General features: G+C 63.6%; 16 protein-coding genes. 11 read left to right on the forward strand and 5 right to left on the reverse strand.

From position 1 onward, the window contains the following. Window positions 1–6: 6 nt before the first annotated feature. Together ptsP and ACXAG6_RS08485 are read right to left on the reverse strand one after the other, a co-directional pair. Window positions 7–2265: a phosphoenolpyruvate--protein phosphotransferase gene (gene ptsP, locus ACXAG6_RS08480; RefSeq protein WP_475336983.1), complete on the reverse strand. Its 2259-nt coding sequence runs from the start codon at window positions 2263–2265 to the stop codon at window positions 7–9. Window positions 2266–2418: 153 nt separating this feature from the next. Next, the gene (locus tag ACXAG6_RS08485) at window positions 2419–3654 is read right to left on the reverse strand and encodes an aspartate kinase (RefSeq protein WP_475336985.1); all 1236 of its coding nucleotides are present in this window, start codon (window positions 3652–3654) and stop codon (window positions 2419–2421) included. 131 nt (window positions 3655–3785) lie between these two features. On the opposite strand from ACXAG6_RS08485, the gene ACXAG6_RS08490 reads away from it, so the two are divergent. Then, a complete protein-coding gene (locus tag ACXAG6_RS08490) occupies window positions 3786–4031 on the forward strand; it encodes an HP1242/YdcH family protein (protein WP_475336986.1) in 246 nt (81 codons plus the stop codon). A gap of 25 nt (window positions 4032–4056) precedes the next feature. Here the strand turns inward: ACXAG6_RS08490 and ACXAG6_RS08495 are convergent, their stop codons facing one another. Then, the gene (locus tag ACXAG6_RS08495; RefSeq protein WP_475336988.1) at window positions 4057–5445 is read right to left on the reverse strand and encodes a helix-turn-helix domain-containing protein; all 1389 of its coding nucleotides are present in this window, start codon (window positions 5443–5445) and stop codon (window positions 4057–4059) included. Between the two features lie 48 nt (window positions 5446–5493). Then, window positions 5494–6726 (reverse strand): multidrug effflux MFS transporter, encoded by a 1233-nt coding sequence (locus tag ACXAG6_RS08500; RefSeq protein WP_475336989.1) that lies wholly within the window; start codon window positions 6724–6726, stop codon window positions 5494–5496. 190 nt (window positions 6727–6916) lie between these two features. Here ACXAG6_RS08500 and ACXAG6_RS08505 point away from each other — a divergent pair, with 190 nt between their 5' ends. The 9 genes from ACXAG6_RS08505 (at window position 6917) to ACXAG6_RS08545 (ending at window position 13821) form a co-directional block, all read left to right on the forward strand. Further along, window positions 6917–8449, forward strand: a complete 1533-nt coding sequence (locus tag ACXAG6_RS08505; protein ID WP_475336991.1) for an acyl-CoA carboxylase subunit beta — start codon at window positions 6917–6919, stop codon at window positions 8447–8449. Window positions 8450–8664: 215 nt separating this feature from the next. Beyond that, window positions 8665–9039: a DUF6497 family protein gene (locus ACXAG6_RS08510; RefSeq protein ID WP_140013493.1), complete on the forward strand. Its 375-nt coding sequence runs from the start codon at window positions 8665–8667 to the stop codon at window positions 9037–9039. Window positions 9040–9259: 220 nt separating this feature from the next. Further along, window positions 9260–9385, forward strand: a complete 126-nt coding sequence (locus ACXAG6_RS08515; protein ID WP_256377575.1) for a hypothetical protein — start codon at window positions 9260–9262, stop codon at window positions 9383–9385. A gap of 66 nt (window positions 9386–9451) precedes the next feature. Beyond that, entirely contained in the window at window positions 9452–9811 is a 360-nt protein-coding gene (locus tag ACXAG6_RS08520; RefSeq protein WP_475336992.1) for a hypothetical protein, read from the forward strand. A gap of 334 nt (window positions 9812–10145) precedes the next feature. After that, window positions 10146–10346 carry a YMGG-like glycine zipper-containing protein gene (locus ACXAG6_RS08525; protein ID WP_140013495.1) on the forward strand — a complete coding sequence of 67 codons (201 nt, stop codon included), beginning with the start codon at window positions 10146–10148 and terminating at the stop codon, window positions 10344–10346. Between the two features lie 132 nt (window positions 10347–10478). Continuing rightward, the gene (locus ACXAG6_RS08530; RefSeq protein WP_140013496.1) at window positions 10479–10664 is read left to right on the forward strand and encodes a YMGG-like glycine zipper-containing protein; all 186 of its coding nucleotides are present in this window, start codon (window positions 10479–10481) and stop codon (window positions 10662–10664) included. Window positions 10665–10817: 153 nt separating this feature from the next. Continuing rightward, complete coding sequence (locus tag ACXAG6_RS08535) at window positions 10818–12818, forward strand: acetyl-CoA carboxylase biotin carboxylase subunit (protein WP_475336993.1); 2001 nt, start codon at window positions 10818–10820, stop codon at window positions 12816–12818. Then, window positions 12815–13207, forward strand: a complete 393-nt coding sequence (locus tag ACXAG6_RS08540) for a hypothetical protein (protein ID WP_475336994.1) — start codon at window positions 12815–12817, stop codon at window positions 13205–13207. The genes ACXAG6_RS08535 and ACXAG6_RS08540 overlap by 4 nt, the downstream gene beginning before the upstream one ends. Continuing rightward, window positions 13207–13821 (forward strand): hypothetical protein, encoded by a 615-nt coding sequence (locus ACXAG6_RS08545; protein WP_475336995.1) that lies wholly within the window; start codon window positions 13207–13209, stop codon window positions 13819–13821. Before ACXAG6_RS08540 ends, ACXAG6_RS08545 begins: the two co-directional genes overlap by 1 nt. A 121-nt stretch (window positions 13822–13942) precedes the next feature. Here ACXAG6_RS08545 and ACXAG6_RS08550 read toward each other — a convergent pair whose 3' ends face one another. After that, a complete protein-coding gene (locus ACXAG6_RS08550) occupies window positions 13943–14437 on the reverse strand; it encodes a DUF4174 domain-containing protein (RefSeq protein WP_475336996.1) in 495 nt (164 codons plus the stop codon). Window positions 14438–14548: 111 nt separating this feature from the next. Between ACXAG6_RS08550 and scpA the strand changes: the two genes are divergently transcribed. Continuing rightward, complete coding sequence (scpA, locus tag ACXAG6_RS08555; protein WP_475336998.1) at window positions 14549–16675, forward strand: methylmalonyl-CoA mutase; 2127 nt, start codon at window positions 14549–14551, stop codon at window positions 16673–16675. The last annotated feature ends 20 nt before the right edge of the window (window positions 16676–16695 follow it).

Raw genomic sequence — 16695 nt, forward strand, 5'->3', positions numbered from 1 at the left:
GCCGCGCTAGCCCTCTTCGGGGTCGGTGTTGTCCAGCAGCCAGGCTTCCACCCGGGCGCGCACGGATTGCTCGCCTTCGGTGCGGGCGAGTTCGATCACCTTGCGCAGCTCTGACAGGTCGATCCGGCGCAGCAGCGACTTTACCGCGCCGATGGAGGCCGGGCGCATGGAGAGCGAGCGCAACCCGATGGCGGTGAAGCAGGCGGCTTCCAGCGGTCGGCCCGCATCTTCGCCGCAGAAGCTGACGGGGGTTCCCGTGGCGTCGCAGCGCATGACGATCCATTCGAGGAAGCTCAGGAACGACACGTTCAGGCAATCGTAGCGGTGCCGGACGCGCTCGTTTTCACGGTCGGCGGCGAAGAAGAACTGCTTGAGGTCGTTGCCGCCGATGGAGATGAAGTCGGCCAGCTCGAAGAACTTCTGCGGCGCATAGGCGAGCGAGGGGGTTTCCAGCATCGCGCCAACCTCGACGGACTCGGGCAGGGTGTGGCCGAGCCTCGCTTCACGGTCCAATTCGCGCATCAGGTGGTCACGCGCCTCGGTAAACTCCGACAGCTGCGCCACGAAGGGGAACATCACCGAGAGCGGCCGCCCGCAGGAGGCGCGGATGAGCGCCTGAAGCTGCATCCGCATCACCCCGGCCTTGTCGAGCCCCACGCGGATTGCGCGCCAGCCCATGGCCGGGTTGGGCTCGTCTTGCGGCTTCATGTAGGGCAGCACCTTGTCGGAGCCGATATCGAGCGTGCGAAAGGCAACGCGCTTGCCCTGCGCGGCGTCGAGCACGCGGGCGTAGAGCGCGGCCAACTCTCCGCGGCGGGGCACGGAGTTGCGGACCAGAAATTGCAGCTCGGTGCGGAAGAGGCCCACGCCCTCGGCCCCGGAGGAGGGCAGGGAGGGCAGGTCGGCCATCAGCCCGGCGTTCATGTGCAGCGCGACGGTGGCGCCGGATTTGTCGGTGGCGGGCAGGTCACGGATCGAGGCGTAGCGCTCGACGGCCTTGGCCCGCATGGCGATTTTGTCCTGAAACGCGTTCTGCACCGTCTCTTCGGGGCGCAGGTGGACCATGCCCTGATCGCCATCGACGAGGATTGGATCGCCATTCAAAGCCTCGGTGGTGATACGGCTGGCGTGGATCACCAGCGGGATCGCCAGCGCACGCGCCACGATGGCCGCGTGAGAGCCAACGGAGCCTTCCTCCAGCACGATGCCGCGCAGCTTGCGGCCATAGGCCAGAAGCTCGCCGGGGCCGATGTTGCGGGCCACCAGAACCGGGTTGGCGGGCATTTCGGAGCCGTCATCCTGCCCCTGCCCGGTGAGCAGCCGCAAGAGGCGGTTGGAGAGATCATCAAGGTCGTGCAGGCGCTCGCGCAGGTAGGCGTCTGGCACCTGCTCCATCCGGGCGCGTGCGGAGGACTGTTCTTTTTCCACCGCGGCTTCGGCAGAGAGGCCGCGGCCGATGTCTTCCTCCATCCGCTTCAGCCAGCCCTTGGAGTTGGCGAACATGCGGTAGGCTTCGAGCACCTGGCGCTGGTCGCCCTCGCCGAGCGGGGCAGCCGAAAGCATTTCGTCGACCGAATAGCGCAGCTTGTCGACCGCGTCGCGCAGGCGGATCACTTCGGCCTCGGCGTCATCGGCGATGGGGTTAGTGACAACCACGCGCGGCTCGTGCAGATAAACCCGGCCCTCTGCCGCGCCTTCCTGCCCGGTGCCGCCCCGGAACAACACCGGGTGCTTGTGACGGGCCAAGATGCCATCGGCGGAGCTTTGGAAGATGCCCAGCTCGGCCATTTCGGCCAGCACCATCGCCACGACCTCAAGGCCATAGACATCATCATCGGAATAGGCGCGCGCTTCGCGGCTTTGCACCACCAGCACGCCCAGCCGCTCGCCCAGCCGCTGGATCGGCACGCCGAGGAAGGCGGAATAGCGCTCTTCGCCCGTTTCGGGCATGTAGCGGAAGCCGCGCTCGGCAGGGGCATCGGCGGTGTTGATCGGTGTGGTGCGCAGCGCGACCCGGCCCACGAGGCCCTCGCCCAGCCGCATCCGGGTTTGGTGGACGGCCTCTTGCTTCAGGCCCTCGGTGGCGCAAAGTTCCAGCGTGTCGGCATCGCGGAAGAGGTAGATGGAGCAGACATCTGTGCTCATCTCGCAGGCAATCAGCGCGGTGATCTTGTCGAGCCGCTCCTGCCCCTCGCCGGCCTCGGCGAGAGTTTCGCGCAGGCGCTTCAGAAGGCGCCGGCTGCCGGGTTGATGTGCGTCTGGCATGCTGCCCCATGGTTTGCGGCCCACGCGCGGGCCGTTCCGAAGACCGGGTATAGAGCATCACGCCACGGTTGCGAAATGGGTTTTGACATGGCGGTGCGTCAAAGCACGCTAATGCGGGGTGCCTGCGGCTTTCTGTGGCCGCAAGCGCGAGGCTCAGCCCTTCTCCAGCTCGAAGGCGTCGTGCAGGGCCTGCACGGCCAGCTCGGTGTACTTGCGGTCGACCAGAACCGAGATCTTGATCTCGGAGGTGGCGATGACCTTGATGTTGATGTTCTCGTCGCGCAGCGTCTGGAACATTTTGGCGGCCACGCCCGATTGCGAGCGCATGCCGATGCCGACAACCGAGATTTTGGCCACGTCAGTGTCGGCCACAATCTCACGGAAGTTCAGCTCCCCCGCCGTTTTGGCCTCGCCCAGTGCCTTCTCGGCGCGGGCGACCTGATTGATCGGGCAGGAGAAGGTCATATCCGTGCGGCCTTCTTCGGAGATGTTCTGCACGATCATGTCGACGTTCACCCCGGCCTCGGAGAGCGGGCCGAAGATGGCGGCGGCGATGCCGGGGCGGTCGGCCACGGAGATCACTGTCATCTTGGCTTCTTCGCGGCTTGCGGCCACGCCGTTTACGGCTTTGCTTTCCACGATATCCTCCTCGGCACAGATCAGGGTGCCCGCTTCATCGGATTGTTCTTCAAAACTCGACAGCACCCGCAGGCGCACGTTGTAGCGCATGGCCAGCTCGACGGAGCGGGTTTGCAGCACCTTTGCGCCAAGGCTGGCCAGCTCAAGCATCTCCTCGAAGGCGATCTTGTCGAGCTTTCGGGCCTTGTCGGTGATGCGCGGGTCGGTGGTGTAGACGCCATCGACATCGGTGTAGATATCGCAGCGCTCGGCCTCGAAGGCGGCGGCGAAGGCAACGGCGGTGGTATCTGAGCCGCCCCGGCCAAGCGTGGTGACGCGGCCATCGGGGCCGATGCCTTGAAAGCCGGCCACAACGGCCACCTTCATGCCCTCGTCGAACTTGGCCATGATATAATCTGTCGTGATCTCTTCAATCCGGGCAGCGGCATGGGCGTTGGTGGTTTTCAGCGGCACCTGCCAGCCCTGCCACGAGCGTGCGGGCACGTCCATTTCTTGCAAGGTGAGCGCCATCAGGCCCGCCGTCACCTGCTCGCCGGAGCTGACAACCGCATCATATTCGCGGGCGTCGTAGAGCTGCGAGGTTTCCTCGACGTAGCCGACGAGCTTGTTGGTTTCGCCCGACATGGCCGAGACGATGACGATCACGTCATAGCCATTGGCCACTTCGCGGCCCACGCGCTTGGCGGCGCGGCGGATACGATCAAGCGAGGCGACGGATGTTCCGCCGAATTTCATCACCAGAAGGGGCATGGCGCAGTCTCGTTCAGGTTTCGGCGCGGGATAGGTGACGGCGCGGAAAAGCGCAAGAGTGCTGTCTGATCCATATCAAAGCGGGGGGACGGTTGCGGGGGCAATCTGTGGGGGCAAAACAGGAGAAAACCATGTCGCAGAACACCCCGCATGAACTGAACGAAGATTTCCCGGGCCGCGAAGCCGAGATTTCGGCGCTCAAGCAGAATGACGCGCATTTTGCCCGGATGGTGGCGCGTTATCACGAGCTGAACCGCGCGATCCACCGGGCCGAGACCAATGTGGAGCCGACCGACGAATTGCACATGCTGGAAATGCGCAAGGAACGGATGCATCTGAAGGACCAGGTGGCGGCGGCGCTCAACCTGGTTGCGTGATCGGGCAGGCTTTTGCCTGCACCGGTTAGCCGGTGTCGATCTCGTAGGGCAGCAGGCCGCGGGCGTTGTGGTTGACGCTCAGGCGGCGCTCCAGCGGCGGCACCGAACGCTGGTGGCATCCGGTGCGCTCGCAGATCCGGCAGGAAATTCCGATGGGCTCGAAGGCCGCCGGTTGGCTTGTGTCGAGCCCGTCGGCATAGACGAGGTCGGGCGCGTGCGCGACCTCGCAGCCAAGCGCGATGGCGTAGCGCCGCACCGGCGCGTTGAAGCTGCCGCCGGGCTTTGACACATCACAGGCGAGGCTGATGTAGCGCACGCCGTCCGGCGTTTCGGCGAGCTGGCGCAGGAAGCGGCCCGGGGTCTCGAAGGCACGGTGCACGTTCCAGAGCGGGCAGGCCCCACCGAAACGGGCGAATTGTAGCCGGGTGGCGGAGTGCCGCTTGGTAATGGTGCCTGCCTGATCCACCCGCACGAAGAAAAAGGGGATGCCCTTGGCTCCCGGGCGTTGGAGCGTGGACAGGCGGTGGGCCACCTGCTCGATGGAGGCACCGAAGCGATCCGCAAGGCGCTCTAGGTCATGCCGGGTGTCGCGCGCGGCCTCAAGGAAAACGCGGTAGGGCAGCAGGGCAGCACCGGCGAAGTAATTGGCCAATCCGATCTTGGCGATGGCGCGGGCTTCGTCGGTTTGGAAGCGGGCCAGGTCGAGCGTGGCTTCTAGCAGATCGTTTTGCGTGATTAGTGCAAGCTGGTGGAAGATCTGGAAGCGCCGTGTGGCTGCGGAGGCGCGGGCGGGCAAGGTGAGGTGGCGGGCTTGGGCATCGAAATGGCGCAGGGCGGAATCTTCGGTGAGCGAAAGGGTTACGCCAGCCTTTTCAAGCTGCTTGAGCGCCATATCCGGGTCTGTCCCGTCGCCCGCATAGCGCTCTGCGGCGCGGTCGATGGCATCGAGGTAATTGTCGCAATAGTGAAAGAAATCGCGCACCTCTTCCCAGGGCGAAATCGGGGCGGGGCCGCTGGTGCCCATAGCTTCATCAAGCAAAGCCAGCCGCTCCTGCCCTTGCCGGTGCGCGCGATGCAACTCAAGGAAGGCGCGGGCGAGGGCGGGGGCGTTCGAGGCGGTCAGGCGGAGGTCGGCCATCGGGGGCGTGTCGGTGAAGACCGGGTCGGCGAAGGCTTCGCGCATATCTGTGACAAGGCGCTCGGTATCGCCCGAACTCAGCTCGGTGACGTCTTGGCCGAACTCTTGCGCGAGCGCCAGAACCACCCGGGCGGAGACCGGGCGATTGTTGTTTTCCATCTGGTTGAGATAGGGCAGCGACACGCCCAGCTTGGCGGCAAAGGCCTTCTGGGTGAGGTTCAGCCGCGTGCGGATTTCCCGCAACTTGGCACCGGCATAGAGCTTTTGCGTGGGCATGGTGCGGGTATTTTGCAGATTCGCACGGCCCGCGCCAGTGTTTGCAAATCAGGTGAGCGCGTCGGGCGACCCGGCAAGCTGGCGCTCTCGCATCAGCACCACGCAGATCGACACGAGGCTGCCCACGGAGGTGGCCACCATCACGATAAGGAGGGGCAGGGGCGTGGAGCCCTCGGTGAGCAGGGCAGCGGATAGCGCCGACAGGGCTGCGCCGCCTGCAATCTGGATTGCGCCGCCGAGGCCGGAGGCGGAGCCGGCCAGATCTGGCCGGACAGACACCAGCCCCGCCGCGGCATTGGGCATGACCAGCCCGTTGCCCAGCCCGACGAATGTGAAGAAGGCGAAGAAAAGAAACGGGTCGCGCAGCCCTGCGAGGTAGACGCAGAGGTGCAGCGAGATACCGCAGGTCGTGAGGATGCAGCCCCAGAGCACCATACGGTTGATCCCGAAGCGGCTGGCGAACCGCCCGGTGAATGCGTTGCCCAGCAGGTAGCCGACGGCGGGGAAGCCGAAGAAGAAGCCCATCTGTGAGGGCGGCAGGCCGAAGTACTCGGTGGCAACGAAGGGCGCGCCACCAAGGTAGGCAAAGAAGGCCCCGGAAGCGAAGGCGGCGGCCAGCGCGTAGCCCCAGAACCGGTAGGAGCTGAGAAGGGTGGGGTAGCCGCGGAACTGCTCGGAGAAGCGGGCTTTGCGGGTGTGCAGCGTTTCACCGAGGTCGGTCAGCACGAGGCAGAGCAGCGTCACGCCGAAGCCGAACATCAGCCAGAAGCTGGCCTGCCAGCCGAACCACTCGTCGAGCTTGCCGCCGATGGCGGGGGCGATCATCGGCACAAGGCTCATGCCCATGGTGACATAGCCGATCATAGAGGCGGCCTGGTTCATCGGCACCACGTCGCGCACGATGGCGCGGCTCAGCACCATGCCAGCGGCCACAACGGCCTGACACATGCGGAAGAACAAGAAGACTTCTACCGTTGGGGCGTAGATGCAGCCTAGCGTCGCGCCGAGGAAGATAGTGATGGCGACGATCAGCACCACCCGCCGCCCGAACCAGTCGGAGAGGGGGCCAACGATGATTTGCAAGACAGCGTTGACCGCAAGAAAGAGCGAGACGGCAAGGCCGATCACCCGATACTCGGTGTTGAAATGCGCGGCCATCGAGGGGAGCGAGGGCAGAAACACGTTCATCGTCAGTGCAGTCATCGAAGCGACGAGCACGAGGGTGAAGACATGCGGTGGGGTGGTGCGGTCCGCAAATCGGACCTTGCTGCCGTAACTCATTGCGGGGAGTTAGGCGGGGGGATCTGTTTTGTCTACTATCTGGGCAGAAAAAATGTGCTCGGCGCATGAAATATTCTATTTTGCACTTAGCTAGCCATGCCTTGCCAATAGTTTGCAAATTTTCCGAATTTCCCTTTGTCCCACGTCCGTGAGACCCTATAGCAAAACGAAATTACCCGGGGAGATGGCCATGAAGGACATTCTGGAGCAACTCGAAGAGCGCCGGGCCGAAGCCCGCGCGGGCGGTGGCCAAAGGCGGATTGATGCGCAGCACGCCAAGGGCAAGCTGACGGCGCGCGAGCGGATCGAGCTGTTGCTCGACGAAGGCAGCTTTGAAGAGTTTGACATGTTCGTGGCCCACCGCTGCACCGATTTCGGCATGGAAGAGCAGCGCCCGGCGGGGGACGGGGTGGTGACCGGCTGGGGCACGGTCAATGGTCGCATGGTCTATGTGTTCTCGCAGGACTTTACCGTTTTTGGCGGTTCGCTCTCGGAAACCCACGCCCAGAAGATCTGCAAGATCATGGATATGGCGGTGCAGAACGGCGCGCCGGTGATTGGCCTGAACGACTCGGGCGGGGCGCGTATTCAAGAAGGCGTGGCCTCGCTGGCAGGCTATGCCGAGGTGTTCCAGCGCAACATCATGGCCTCCGGCGTGGTGCCGCAGATCAGCGTCATCATGGGCCCCTGCGCGGGCGGCGCGGTGTATAGCCCGGCGATGACCGACTTCATCTTCATGGTGAAGGAAAGCAGCTACATGTTTGTCACCGGGCCCGATGTGGTGAAAACCGTGACGAATGAACAGGTTACCGCTGAAGAGCTGGGCGGCGCTTCGACCCATACGAAGAAATCGAGCGTGGCCGACGGGGCCTTTGAGAACGACGTGGAAGCGATGACGGAAGTGCGGCGGCTGGTGGATTTTCTGCCGCTGAACAACCGTGAGAAGCCCCCGGTGCGCCCCTTCTTCGATGATGTGGCGCGGGTGGAAAAGAGCCTCGACACGCTGGTGCCCGAAAACGCGAATACCCCCTACGACATGAAGGAGCTGATCGTGAAGATCGGTGACGAGGGGGATTTTTACGAGATCCAGGAAGACTTCGCCAAGAACATCATCACCGGCTTCATCCGGCTGGAAGGACAGACAGTGGGCGTGGTGGCGAATCAGCCGATGGTGCTGGCCGGGTGCCTCGACATTGATTCGTCGCGAAAGGCCGCCCGATTCGTACGGTTCTGCGATGCCTTCGAGATTCCGATCCTGACGCTGGTTGATGTGCCGGGCTTTCTGCCGGGCACTTCGCAGGAGTACGGCGGGGTTATCAAGCACGGAGCAAAGCTGCTGTTCGCCTATGGCGAGGCGACGGTGCCGAAGGTGACGGTAATCACCCGCAAGGCCTATGGCGGGGCCTATGATGTGATGGCCTCCAAACACCTGCGCGGCGACTTCAATTACGCCTGGCCCACCGCCGAGATCGCGGTGATGGGAGCCAAGGGAGCAACGGAAATTCTGTATCGAAGCGAGTTGGGCGACCCCGAGAAAATCGCCGCCCGCGCGAAGGATTACGAGGACCGGTTTGCCAACCCCTTCGTGGCCGCCGAGAAGGGCTTTATAGATGAGGTGATCCAGCCGCGCTCAACCCGCAAGCGAGTGGCGCGGGCTTTTGCTTCTCTCAGAAACAAGAAACTGACCAACCCTTGGAAGAAGCACGACAACATTCCGCTCTGAGCGGAAATCCGCTGCGTGCATTCCTTTAGGTAAGGGGGATAGCCAGAATGATATTTTCATGGCACAAACGACAGACTTCCCGCCGCCGCCCGGCGGGAGTTTCAAAAAGAATTGGCCGTCTTAGCTGCCTGAGCAAGGCGCGCGGCCTTAAGCCGGACGTTCGCGTTCGGCCGCTCCGCGCAGGGGAGGGGAGGCCCCGGCGCGGAGCGCTTCTTTTGGCGCTGCCGTTCCTTGCCGCCCCTGCCATCGCGAAAGATCTGCCTGAGGATTGGGCCGTGCTGCACGATGCGCTGGTTGAGGTGCACGTGGGCCGTACGGAGGGTGCCGAAGAGCGGTGGCTGGTGATGCGTTACCTCGCCCCGCAGATCGCCCGCGAGGGTGGGACGCTGGGCTATGATGATGTCGCCGGGGAAATGGACGCGCTCTGCAACGGTGCGGGTCTGGCCACTGCGGCGGGGCATGAATCACCTGTCGACCAAATCGTCATCGCATTGATGGACCGGGTGGTGGAACGGGGTCAGCCAGACCCGCAGGCCACGCAATTTATTGCCTCCTATGATATCACCGAGGCCGGGTGCGAGTGGCGATGATGATGCAAGATGCCAATAAAACAAGGCGTTTGCGCGCCTTCATGGCGGGGTTTGATGCAATCCCGCCACAGGGGATTCAACTGCACGGATGGGCCTGTTTTTCCTCTGATAATTGCATTAACCTCACGCTTGGCCAGACCTATTTGGCTGTGAACTCGAATGAGGGACCTGGGGAGTGTCAACGCTTTCTGCGCACCTCACAGATTATTAGGAGACAGAGATGTCGAAGAGCATCAAAACCCTTCTCGCCATCAGCCTCGTTGCCTTCGTGGCTGCCTGCGCCCAGCAGGACGAAGTTGTTGTGGAAGAAGTTGTGGTCGAAGAGCCGACCTACTCGAAGTACTAATTCTACATTGGGGCAGGCCTTCGGGCCTGCCCCAACCCTCCGCCCGCTCATCCGGGAGCGTGGCGCATGATCAAACATCGCGGCTTTCCTGGCCGCCTCCCCGGAACCGACTTTCAATTTGTAATCCGACGCCCGTCGAAGGGTGGCGCAACGCCTCTCAAGGCGCGTGAACGCTTTGCCGACCGACGGCCAGCCGATCGCCGTGCCGATTCGGGCTTCATGGCGGCGCTGTGGGAGCAGTTTGGCGCGGAGCCCTTTGAGCGCGGCAACCTTGATGCGGGCCGCCTGGGCTGGCTGTTTGGCCGCGAGGTGGTGCCTGCCGAAGACCCGTTTGATCCGGCAAGCTACGAAGCCCTTCTGAAGATTGACGAAGCCGCCGCGCGGCGGGCCTTCCCCGAAGCCTTCGAAGAGGAGGGCTGGGCGTGATTTTGCCGAGGCGGACCGCGGGGAATTGGCGGGAAACGGCTCAAAACTGCCGTGGCGTCACGGTGCGCTTGTTCGACTGCGGCCTGACTGCGAATGTTGCTTCAGGCCCGGCGTTCTCCAGCAAGCTTGCGTCGGCCTTAATAAGTCAAAACCGTTACCCTTCCCCTTCTATGTGGTCTGGCCCCGTTAGGGTCAGGCCACACCCTTTTTTGGCGCGGCGCATGTTCGCCTGTTTCGAAGGTCTCGGGCGTGGGGGTGACGAATTTGGCTTCACGGACTCCGTATTTTGCTGTAAAACGCTGCCCATAAACAATAAAACTCGAGGCAGTACATCATGCAAAAACTCATCTGGGCCGCCGCCCTTCCTTTCGTGTTCGCCCTCTCCGGGTGCCTTGACAACGACGTGCAGCGCGCGGCCGTTGGCGCTGGCATCGGTGCAGTTGCCGCCAGCGCAACCGACAACGACCCGCTTGTCGGGGCCGCTGTTGGCGCAGGCGTGGGCGCCCTCTCGGACGACATCGCGGACGCGTTCTAAGCTACGGCGATACCAGCGAAATTTCGCCGGGCCGTGGAACCGGGCCGGCGAAGCCTTTGTTTTTCTCTCAGACCTGAAATTGCTCTGCGACGCGCAACGCGGCAGGGCCAATCGTTTGAGAGGAAAACAGACATGCGCAAGATCATTCTGGGCGCGACCCTTCCCGCAATTCTGCTCGTCGCGGCCTGCGACAACGACCTTGAGCGCGCCGCCGTCGGTGCCGGGGTTGGGGCCGTTGCCGCTGAGGCCACGGACAATGACCCGGTTGTCGGGGCGGCGGTTGGCGCGGGCGTGGGCGCCATTTCCAACGACCTCTGAAAACACCGCAGCTTGCACCGGCCGCCGTGCCGGGCGCGGGCAAGCGTTTGACAGCATGAAAGCTCACCAAAGCGTTCTTCGGGCCAGCCGCCCGGAGGGCGCTTTTTGCGTTCCACCGCTCCGCGAAGCCAAGCCACAAGAGGGACAGTAAAGATGTTCGACAAGATCCTGATCGCCAACCGGGGGGAAATTGCCTGCCGGGTTATCAAAACGGCGCGCAAGATGGGGATCAGGACGGTGGCCGTTTATTCGGATGCCGACAAGCATGCCCTGCATGTGGAAATGGCGGATGAAGCGGTGCATATCGGCCCGCCTGCCGCGAACCAGTCTTACATCGTGATCGACAAGATCATGGACGCGATCCGCCAGACCGGCGCGCAGGCGGTGCACCCGGGCTATGGCTTTCTCTCCGAGAACCCGAAGTTCGCTCAGGCGCTAGACGCCGAGGGCGTGGCCTTCATCGGCCCGCCGGTCGGGGCGATTGAGGCGATGGGCGACAAGATCACCTCCAAGAAAATCGCGCAGGAGGCGGGCGTCAGCACGGTGCCCGGCTACATGGGGCTGATCGAGGATGCCGATGAGGCGGTGAGGATCAGCGGCGAGATCGGCTATCCGGTGATGATCAAGGCCAGCGCGGGCGGCGGCGGCAAGGGGATGCGGATCGCGTGGAACGACGAGGAGGCGCGCGAGGGCTTTCAGAGTTCAAAGAACGAGGCGGCGAGCAGCTTTGGCGATGACCGGATTTTCATTGAGAAGTTCGTCACCCAGCCGCGCCACATAGAAATTCAGGTGCTCTGCGATGCGCACGGCAACGGGATTTACCTTGGCGAGCGGGAGTGCTCGATCCAGCGGCGGAACCAGAAGGTGATTGAAGAGGCGCCCTCGCCGTTTCTCGACGAGGAGACGCGCCGGGCGATGGGTGAGCAGGCCGTCGCGCTGGCGCAGGCGGTGGGCTACACCAGCGCGGGCACGGTGGAGTTTATTGTCGACGGCGAGAAGAACTTTTACTTCCTCGAAATGAACACGCGGCTACAGGTGGAGCATCCGGTAACGGAGTTGATCACCGGCGTGGACCTTGTGGAACAGATGATCCGCGTGGCCAACGGCGAGCCGCTGAGCCTCACCCAGGACGAGGTGAAGCTGAACGGCTGGGCGATGGAGAGCCGCCTTTATGCCGAAGACCCCTATCGCAACTTCCTGCCGTCAATCGGGCGGCTGGTGGCTTATCGTCCGCCGGAGGAGGTGGCCGAGGAGACACGGGCCGTGCGCAACGATACCGGCGTCTACGAGGGCGGCGAGATCAGCATGTATTACGACCCGATGATCGCCAAGCTCTGCACATGGGCCCCGACGCGGGAGGAAGCCATCGAGGAGATGCGGGTGGCGCTCGACAGCTTCGAGCTGGAGGGGATCGGCCACAATCTGCCGTTCCTCGCGGCGGTGATGGACCATCCGAAGTTTGTTTCTGGCAACATCACCACGGCCTTCATCGAGGAAGAATATCCCGATGGGTTTCAAGGTGTTGAGCTGAGCGACGTTGATAAGCGACGGGTCGCGGCGGCGGCGGCGGCAATGTATCGGCTGGCCGAAATTCGCCGTAGCCGCGTGTCGGGCCGCATGGACAACCACGAGCGGCACGTTGGCTCTGAGTGGGTCGTTTCGGTGGCGGGTGAAACGCTGGTGACCGAGATCGCGGCCGACAAGGCGGGCGCAACCGTGGCCTTCTCGGATGGCACCGTGCATCGCGTGGCCTCCGACTGGACGCCGGGCGACAGCCTTGCGCGGGTGAAGATCGACGGCGCGCTGATGGTGCTGAAGGTGGGCAAGCTGACAAGCGGCTTTCGCATCCGGTTCCGGGGTGCGGATGTGCCGGTAAAGGTCTGGACCCCGCGCCAGGCCGAATTGGCGGCGCTGATGCCCGAGCGACTGCCGCCGGACACTTCGAAGATGCTGCTCTGCCCGATGCCGGGCCTCATTGTGAAGGTCGACGTGGCCGAGGGCGATGAGGTGCAGGAGGGGCAGGCGCTGTGCACTGTGGAGGCGATGAAGATGGAAAACATCCTGCGCGCCGAGAAAACGGCCAAGGTGGCCAAGATAAACGCCGGGCCGGGTGACAGCCTTGCGGTGGACGATGTGATTATGGAGTTCGAATGAGCCCCGCGATGCGTGCACTTCTGGCCCATGCGGTGGGCTTCGTCTCAGGCCTGTTCATGGCCTGGGCGATCATCAACCTGCTCGGGCGGATCGTGCCGCCGGACGGCACCACAGGCGGCGGCATGGCGATGCTGGTTGCTATGGCGGTGATTTCCGGGTTGGCGGGTCTCGTGGCCTGGACGATGATCGTGACCCGGATCATGGGCTTTGTGGCGGGCCGTGACTGGTGGATCCGGGGCATCGGCGCTGTGCTTGGGATGATGGTGATGGGGGCCGGGCTGATGCTGGCCGGTATCTTCGCCCCCGCAGAGGCGCTCATTCTGATGATCTTCATCCTCTTCGCGCTGGGTGGCTGGGCCACCCACGGGCGGGTGACGGGCGAGGGGTGATGAACTGGCTGGCGAACCTCGATGCGCGGATCTGGCAGGCGGTGATCGCCGGCCTTTTCCTTGGCGCGGGCTGGTTCGTCAACGGGGTGCTGAACCGCCGGGAGGCGGCGGCGCTGCGGCAGGAAAAGCTGCGCGACATGCACCGCGCGCTCTATGCCGAGATCGGCAACAACCTCGCCAATCTCTGGGACAACGAGCGGATCGAGAGCTACGCCGAGGGCATGCTGGAGCGGATGCGGGAGGACGAGGAGTTTGTGCCGCTGATTCCGCGCGAGCACAATGACACGGTGTTCGATGTGCTGCTGCCCGAGATTCACGTGCTGCCGCGCCAGACCATCGACCCGATCGTGTCTTATTACAGCCAACTCAAAAGCATTGCGGCATTGGTGGATGACATGCGGGGCGAGAGCTTCAAGGGCATGGCGCAGGCCCGGCGGATCGCCATGTATCACGACTATATCGAAATGAAGAAACAGGCGCTCAGTTTCGGGCGCTATGCCAATGCGGTTATCGACGCTTTCGGCAAGGGGGGCAGGGAGGCCGCGGAACGTGTGCGGCTGGAGTTCAATACCCCGGCTGAGGCCCCGTCCGGCCAGTTACCGGGATCGGAGTGAAGGGAATGTCGCTGCGTTTGCTCATATCCGCTCCTTTGGTGCCTGAACGGTTTCAGACTTCTGCCTTACATATAGAGCCTTATGGCGCGTTTCTCAAGCGTTCGCGGCAGGGGCTTCCTGCTCACTTCTTGCGCAATTCGTCGCGCCGGAGTGGCCATTTGTCGATGCTGCGGGTGATTTCGCGCACGTCCCACGGGAAGGGTTTGCGCAGCTTCACCTCGCCATCCTTGCCGATCAGCACGAGTTGGAAGCCGCGCGGGCGGAGTTGCTTGCGCACCGGCGAAAGGGCGGTCGGGTCGGTATCGGTGATGATCACCGCGTCCCGATCCATGAGCGCGCCGGGGCGGGCGGCGAGAAGCTCCAGCTGTTCGGCAAAGCGCGGGTCGGCGGGGGTGTCGGCAAAGACGACGATGGGCCTGCGCAGCCAGAGAAAATCTGCCAGCGTCACCTCGGAGGCCGCGAGGATTTGCAACTCGCTCGCGTCGCCTGCCACCTCAGCGGCAACAGCCTCTGCCGCCTCCTCCGCCGCACCTTCGGAGATGACGGCAGGGCCGGTTTCCTGTGCCGCAAGGGGGGACGTGATGAGCGCCGCGAGGGCAATGGGGGCGAGCCGCATGAAATTCTCCTGTTGCCAAGGATATAGGCGTCATCGCGCCGAATGCGAAGGGGCAACGCGGCCCTGTGATGTGACCACAAGAGATGATGCGGACCTGAAAGGGAGGCTCCGATGAGCAAGACCGACGATTGGAAGGCGATTGCAGAGAAGGAACTGCGGGGCAAGCCGCTGGAGAGCCTTGACTGGGAAACGCTGGAAGGCATCCGGGTGAAACCCCTCTACACCGAGGCGGATGTGGACGGGCTGGACCATATGGGCAGCATCCCCGGGCAGGCGCCGTTTACCCGTGGGCCGAAGGCGACGATGTATGCCGGGCGGCCCTGGACCATTCGGCAATACGCCGGGTTCTCGACCGCCGAGGAGAGCAACGCCTTTTATCGCAAGGCTTTGGATGCGGGGCAGCAGGGGGTTTCGGTGGCCTTCGATCTGGCCACGCACCGGGGCTATGACAGCGACCATCCGCGCGTTGAGGGCGATGTGGGCAAGGCCGGGGTGGCGATTGACAGTGTGGAGGACATGAAGATCCTGTTTGACGGGATTCCGCTGGATACCGTCTCGGTGTCGATGACGATGAACGGGGCGGTCATTCCGATCCTCGCCAATTTCATCGTGACCGGCGAGGAGCAGGGGCATGACCGGGCGCTGCTCTCGGGCACCATTCAGAACGACATTCTGAAGGAGTTCATGGTGCGGAATACCTATGTGTATCCGCCCGAGCCGAGCATGCGGATCATCTCGGACATCATCGAATACACCTCCAACGAGATGCCCAAGTTCAACTCGATCTCGATTTCCGGCTACCACATGCAGGAGGCGGGCGCGAACCTTGTGCAGGAGCTGGCATATACGCTGGCGGACGGGCGTGAATACGTGCGGGCGGCCATCGAGGCGGGCATGGACGTGGATAAGTTTGCCGGGCGTCTCAGTTTCTTCTTCGCCATCGGGATGAACTTTTTCATGGAGATCGCCAAGCTGCGGGCGGCGCGCACGCTTTGGCACCGGATCATGACGGAGTTCGGGGCGCAGAGTGAGCGCAGCAAGATGCTGCGGACGCACTGCCAGACGAGCGGCGTGAGCCTTCAGGAGCAGGATCCCTATAACAACGTGATCCGCACGGCCTATGAGGCAATGAGCGCGGTGCTTGGGGGCACGCAGAGCCTGCACACCAACGCGCTGGACGAGGCGATTGCCCTGCCCACCGAGTTTTCGGCCCGGATTGCGCGGAATACGCAGCTGATTTTGCAGGAAGAAACGCAGGTGACGCGCGTCGTCGATCCGCTGGCGGGCTCCTACTACATCGAAAGCCTGACAGATGAGCTCATCGAGAAGGCCTGGGCGCTGATCGAAGAGGTCGAGGAGATGGGCGGCATGACCAAGGCGGTGGCCTCCGGCATGCCCAAGCTGCGGATCGAGGAGAGCGCGGCGCGGCGGCAGGCGATGATCGACCGGGGCGAGGAGGTGATTGTTGGCGTCAACAAGTACCGCAAAGACAAGGAAGACCCGATCGACATTCTCGACGTCGATAATGTGAAGGTGCGAGAAAATCAGGTGGCGCGGCTGGAGCGCATTCGCGGGAGCCGAGATCAGGCCGCCTGCGACGCGGCGCTGGGCGAGTTGGAGCGGCGGGCGCGCGAGGGCGGCAACCTGCTGGAGGCGGCTGTTGAGGCCGCGCGGGCGCGGGCGAGCGTGGGAGAGATCAGCATGGCGATGGAAAAGGTGTTCGGCCGCCACCGGGCCGAGGTGAAGACATTGGCGGGGGTCTATGGTGCCGCCTATGACGGCGACGAGGGCTTTGCGGCGATCCAGGCCTCGGTGGAGGCGTTCGCCGAGGAAGAGGGCCGCCGCCCTCGGATGCTGGTGGTGAAGATGGGGCAGGACGGGCACGACAGGGGGGCCAAGGTGATTGCCACCGCCTTTGCCGACATCGGCTTTGACGTGGACGTGGGGCCGCTTTTCCAGACACCGGAGGAAGCCGCGCAGGACGCGGTCGACAACGACGTGCATGTGGTCGGGATCTCCAGCCAGGCGGCGGGGCACAAAACGCTGGCGCCCAAGCTGGTGGAGGCGCTGAAGGCGGCGGGCGCGGAGGATATCATCGTGATCTGCGGCGGGGTCATTCCGCAGCAGGACTATGATTTTCTGTACAAGTCCGGTGTGAAGGCGATCTTTGGGCCCGGAACCAACATTCCGACAGCGGCGCAGGATGTGCTGAAGCTCATTCGCGCGGCGAGGGGGTAGAGGGCCGGGGGTGGGGAGCT

It is taken from the genome of Vannielia sp. ABF1_015, from assembly GCF_056160745.1.

What these genes read in the sequence shown, in the direction of transcription:
- ptsP (WP_475336983.1), bottom strand. Translation starts at nt 2,265, where the DNA reads ATGCCAGACGCACATCAACCCGGCAGCCGGCGCCTTCTGAAGCGCCTG.
- ACXAG6_RS08485 (WP_475336985.1), bottom strand. Translation starts at nt 3,654, where the DNA reads ATGCCCCTTCTGGTGATGAAATTCGGCGGAACATCCGTCGCCTCGCTT.
- ACXAG6_RS08490 (WP_475336986.1), top strand. Translation starts at nt 3,786, where the DNA reads ATGTCGCAGAACACCCCGCATGAACTGAACGAAGATTTCCCGGGCCGC.
- ACXAG6_RS08495 (WP_475336988.1), bottom strand. Translation starts at nt 5,445, where the DNA reads ATGCCCACGCAAAAGCTCTATGCCGGTGCCAAGTTGCGGGAAATCCGC.
- ACXAG6_RS08500 (WP_475336989.1), bottom strand. Translation starts at nt 6,726, where the DNA reads ATGAGTTACGGCAGCAAGGTCCGATTTGCGGACCGCACCACCCCACCG.
- ACXAG6_RS08505 (WP_475336991.1), top strand. Translation starts at nt 6,917, where the DNA reads ATGAAGGACATTCTGGAGCAACTCGAAGAGCGCCGGGCCGAAGCCCGC.
- ACXAG6_RS08515 (WP_256377575.1), top strand. Translation starts at nt 9,260, where the DNA reads ATGTCGAAGAGCATCAAAACCCTTCTCGCCATCAGCCTCGTTGCCTTC.
- ACXAG6_RS08520 (WP_475336992.1), top strand. Translation starts at nt 9,452, where the DNA reads ATGATCAAACATCGCGGCTTTCCTGGCCGCCTCCCCGGAACCGACTTT.
- ACXAG6_RS08525 (WP_140013495.1), top strand. Translation starts at nt 10,146, where the DNA reads ATGCAAAAACTCATCTGGGCCGCCGCCCTTCCTTTCGTGTTCGCCCTC.
- ACXAG6_RS08530 (WP_140013496.1), top strand. Translation starts at nt 10,479, where the DNA reads ATGCGCAAGATCATTCTGGGCGCGACCCTTCCCGCAATTCTGCTCGTC.
- ACXAG6_RS08535 (WP_475336993.1), top strand. Translation starts at nt 10,818, where the DNA reads ATGTTCGACAAGATCCTGATCGCCAACCGGGGGGAAATTGCCTGCCGG.
- ACXAG6_RS08540 (WP_475336994.1), top strand. Translation starts at nt 12,815, where the DNA reads ATGAGCCCCGCGATGCGTGCACTTCTGGCCCATGCGGTGGGCTTCGTC.
- ACXAG6_RS08545 (WP_475336995.1), top strand. Translation starts at nt 13,207, where the DNA reads ATGAACTGGCTGGCGAACCTCGATGCGCGGATCTGGCAGGCGGTGATC.
- ACXAG6_RS08550 (WP_475336996.1), bottom strand. Translation starts at nt 14,437, where the DNA reads ATGCGGCTCGCCCCCATTGCCCTCGCGGCGCTCATCACGTCCCCCCTT.
- scpA (WP_475336998.1), top strand. Translation starts at nt 14,549, where the DNA reads ATGAGCAAGACCGACGATTGGAAGGCGATTGCAGAGAAGGAACTGCGG.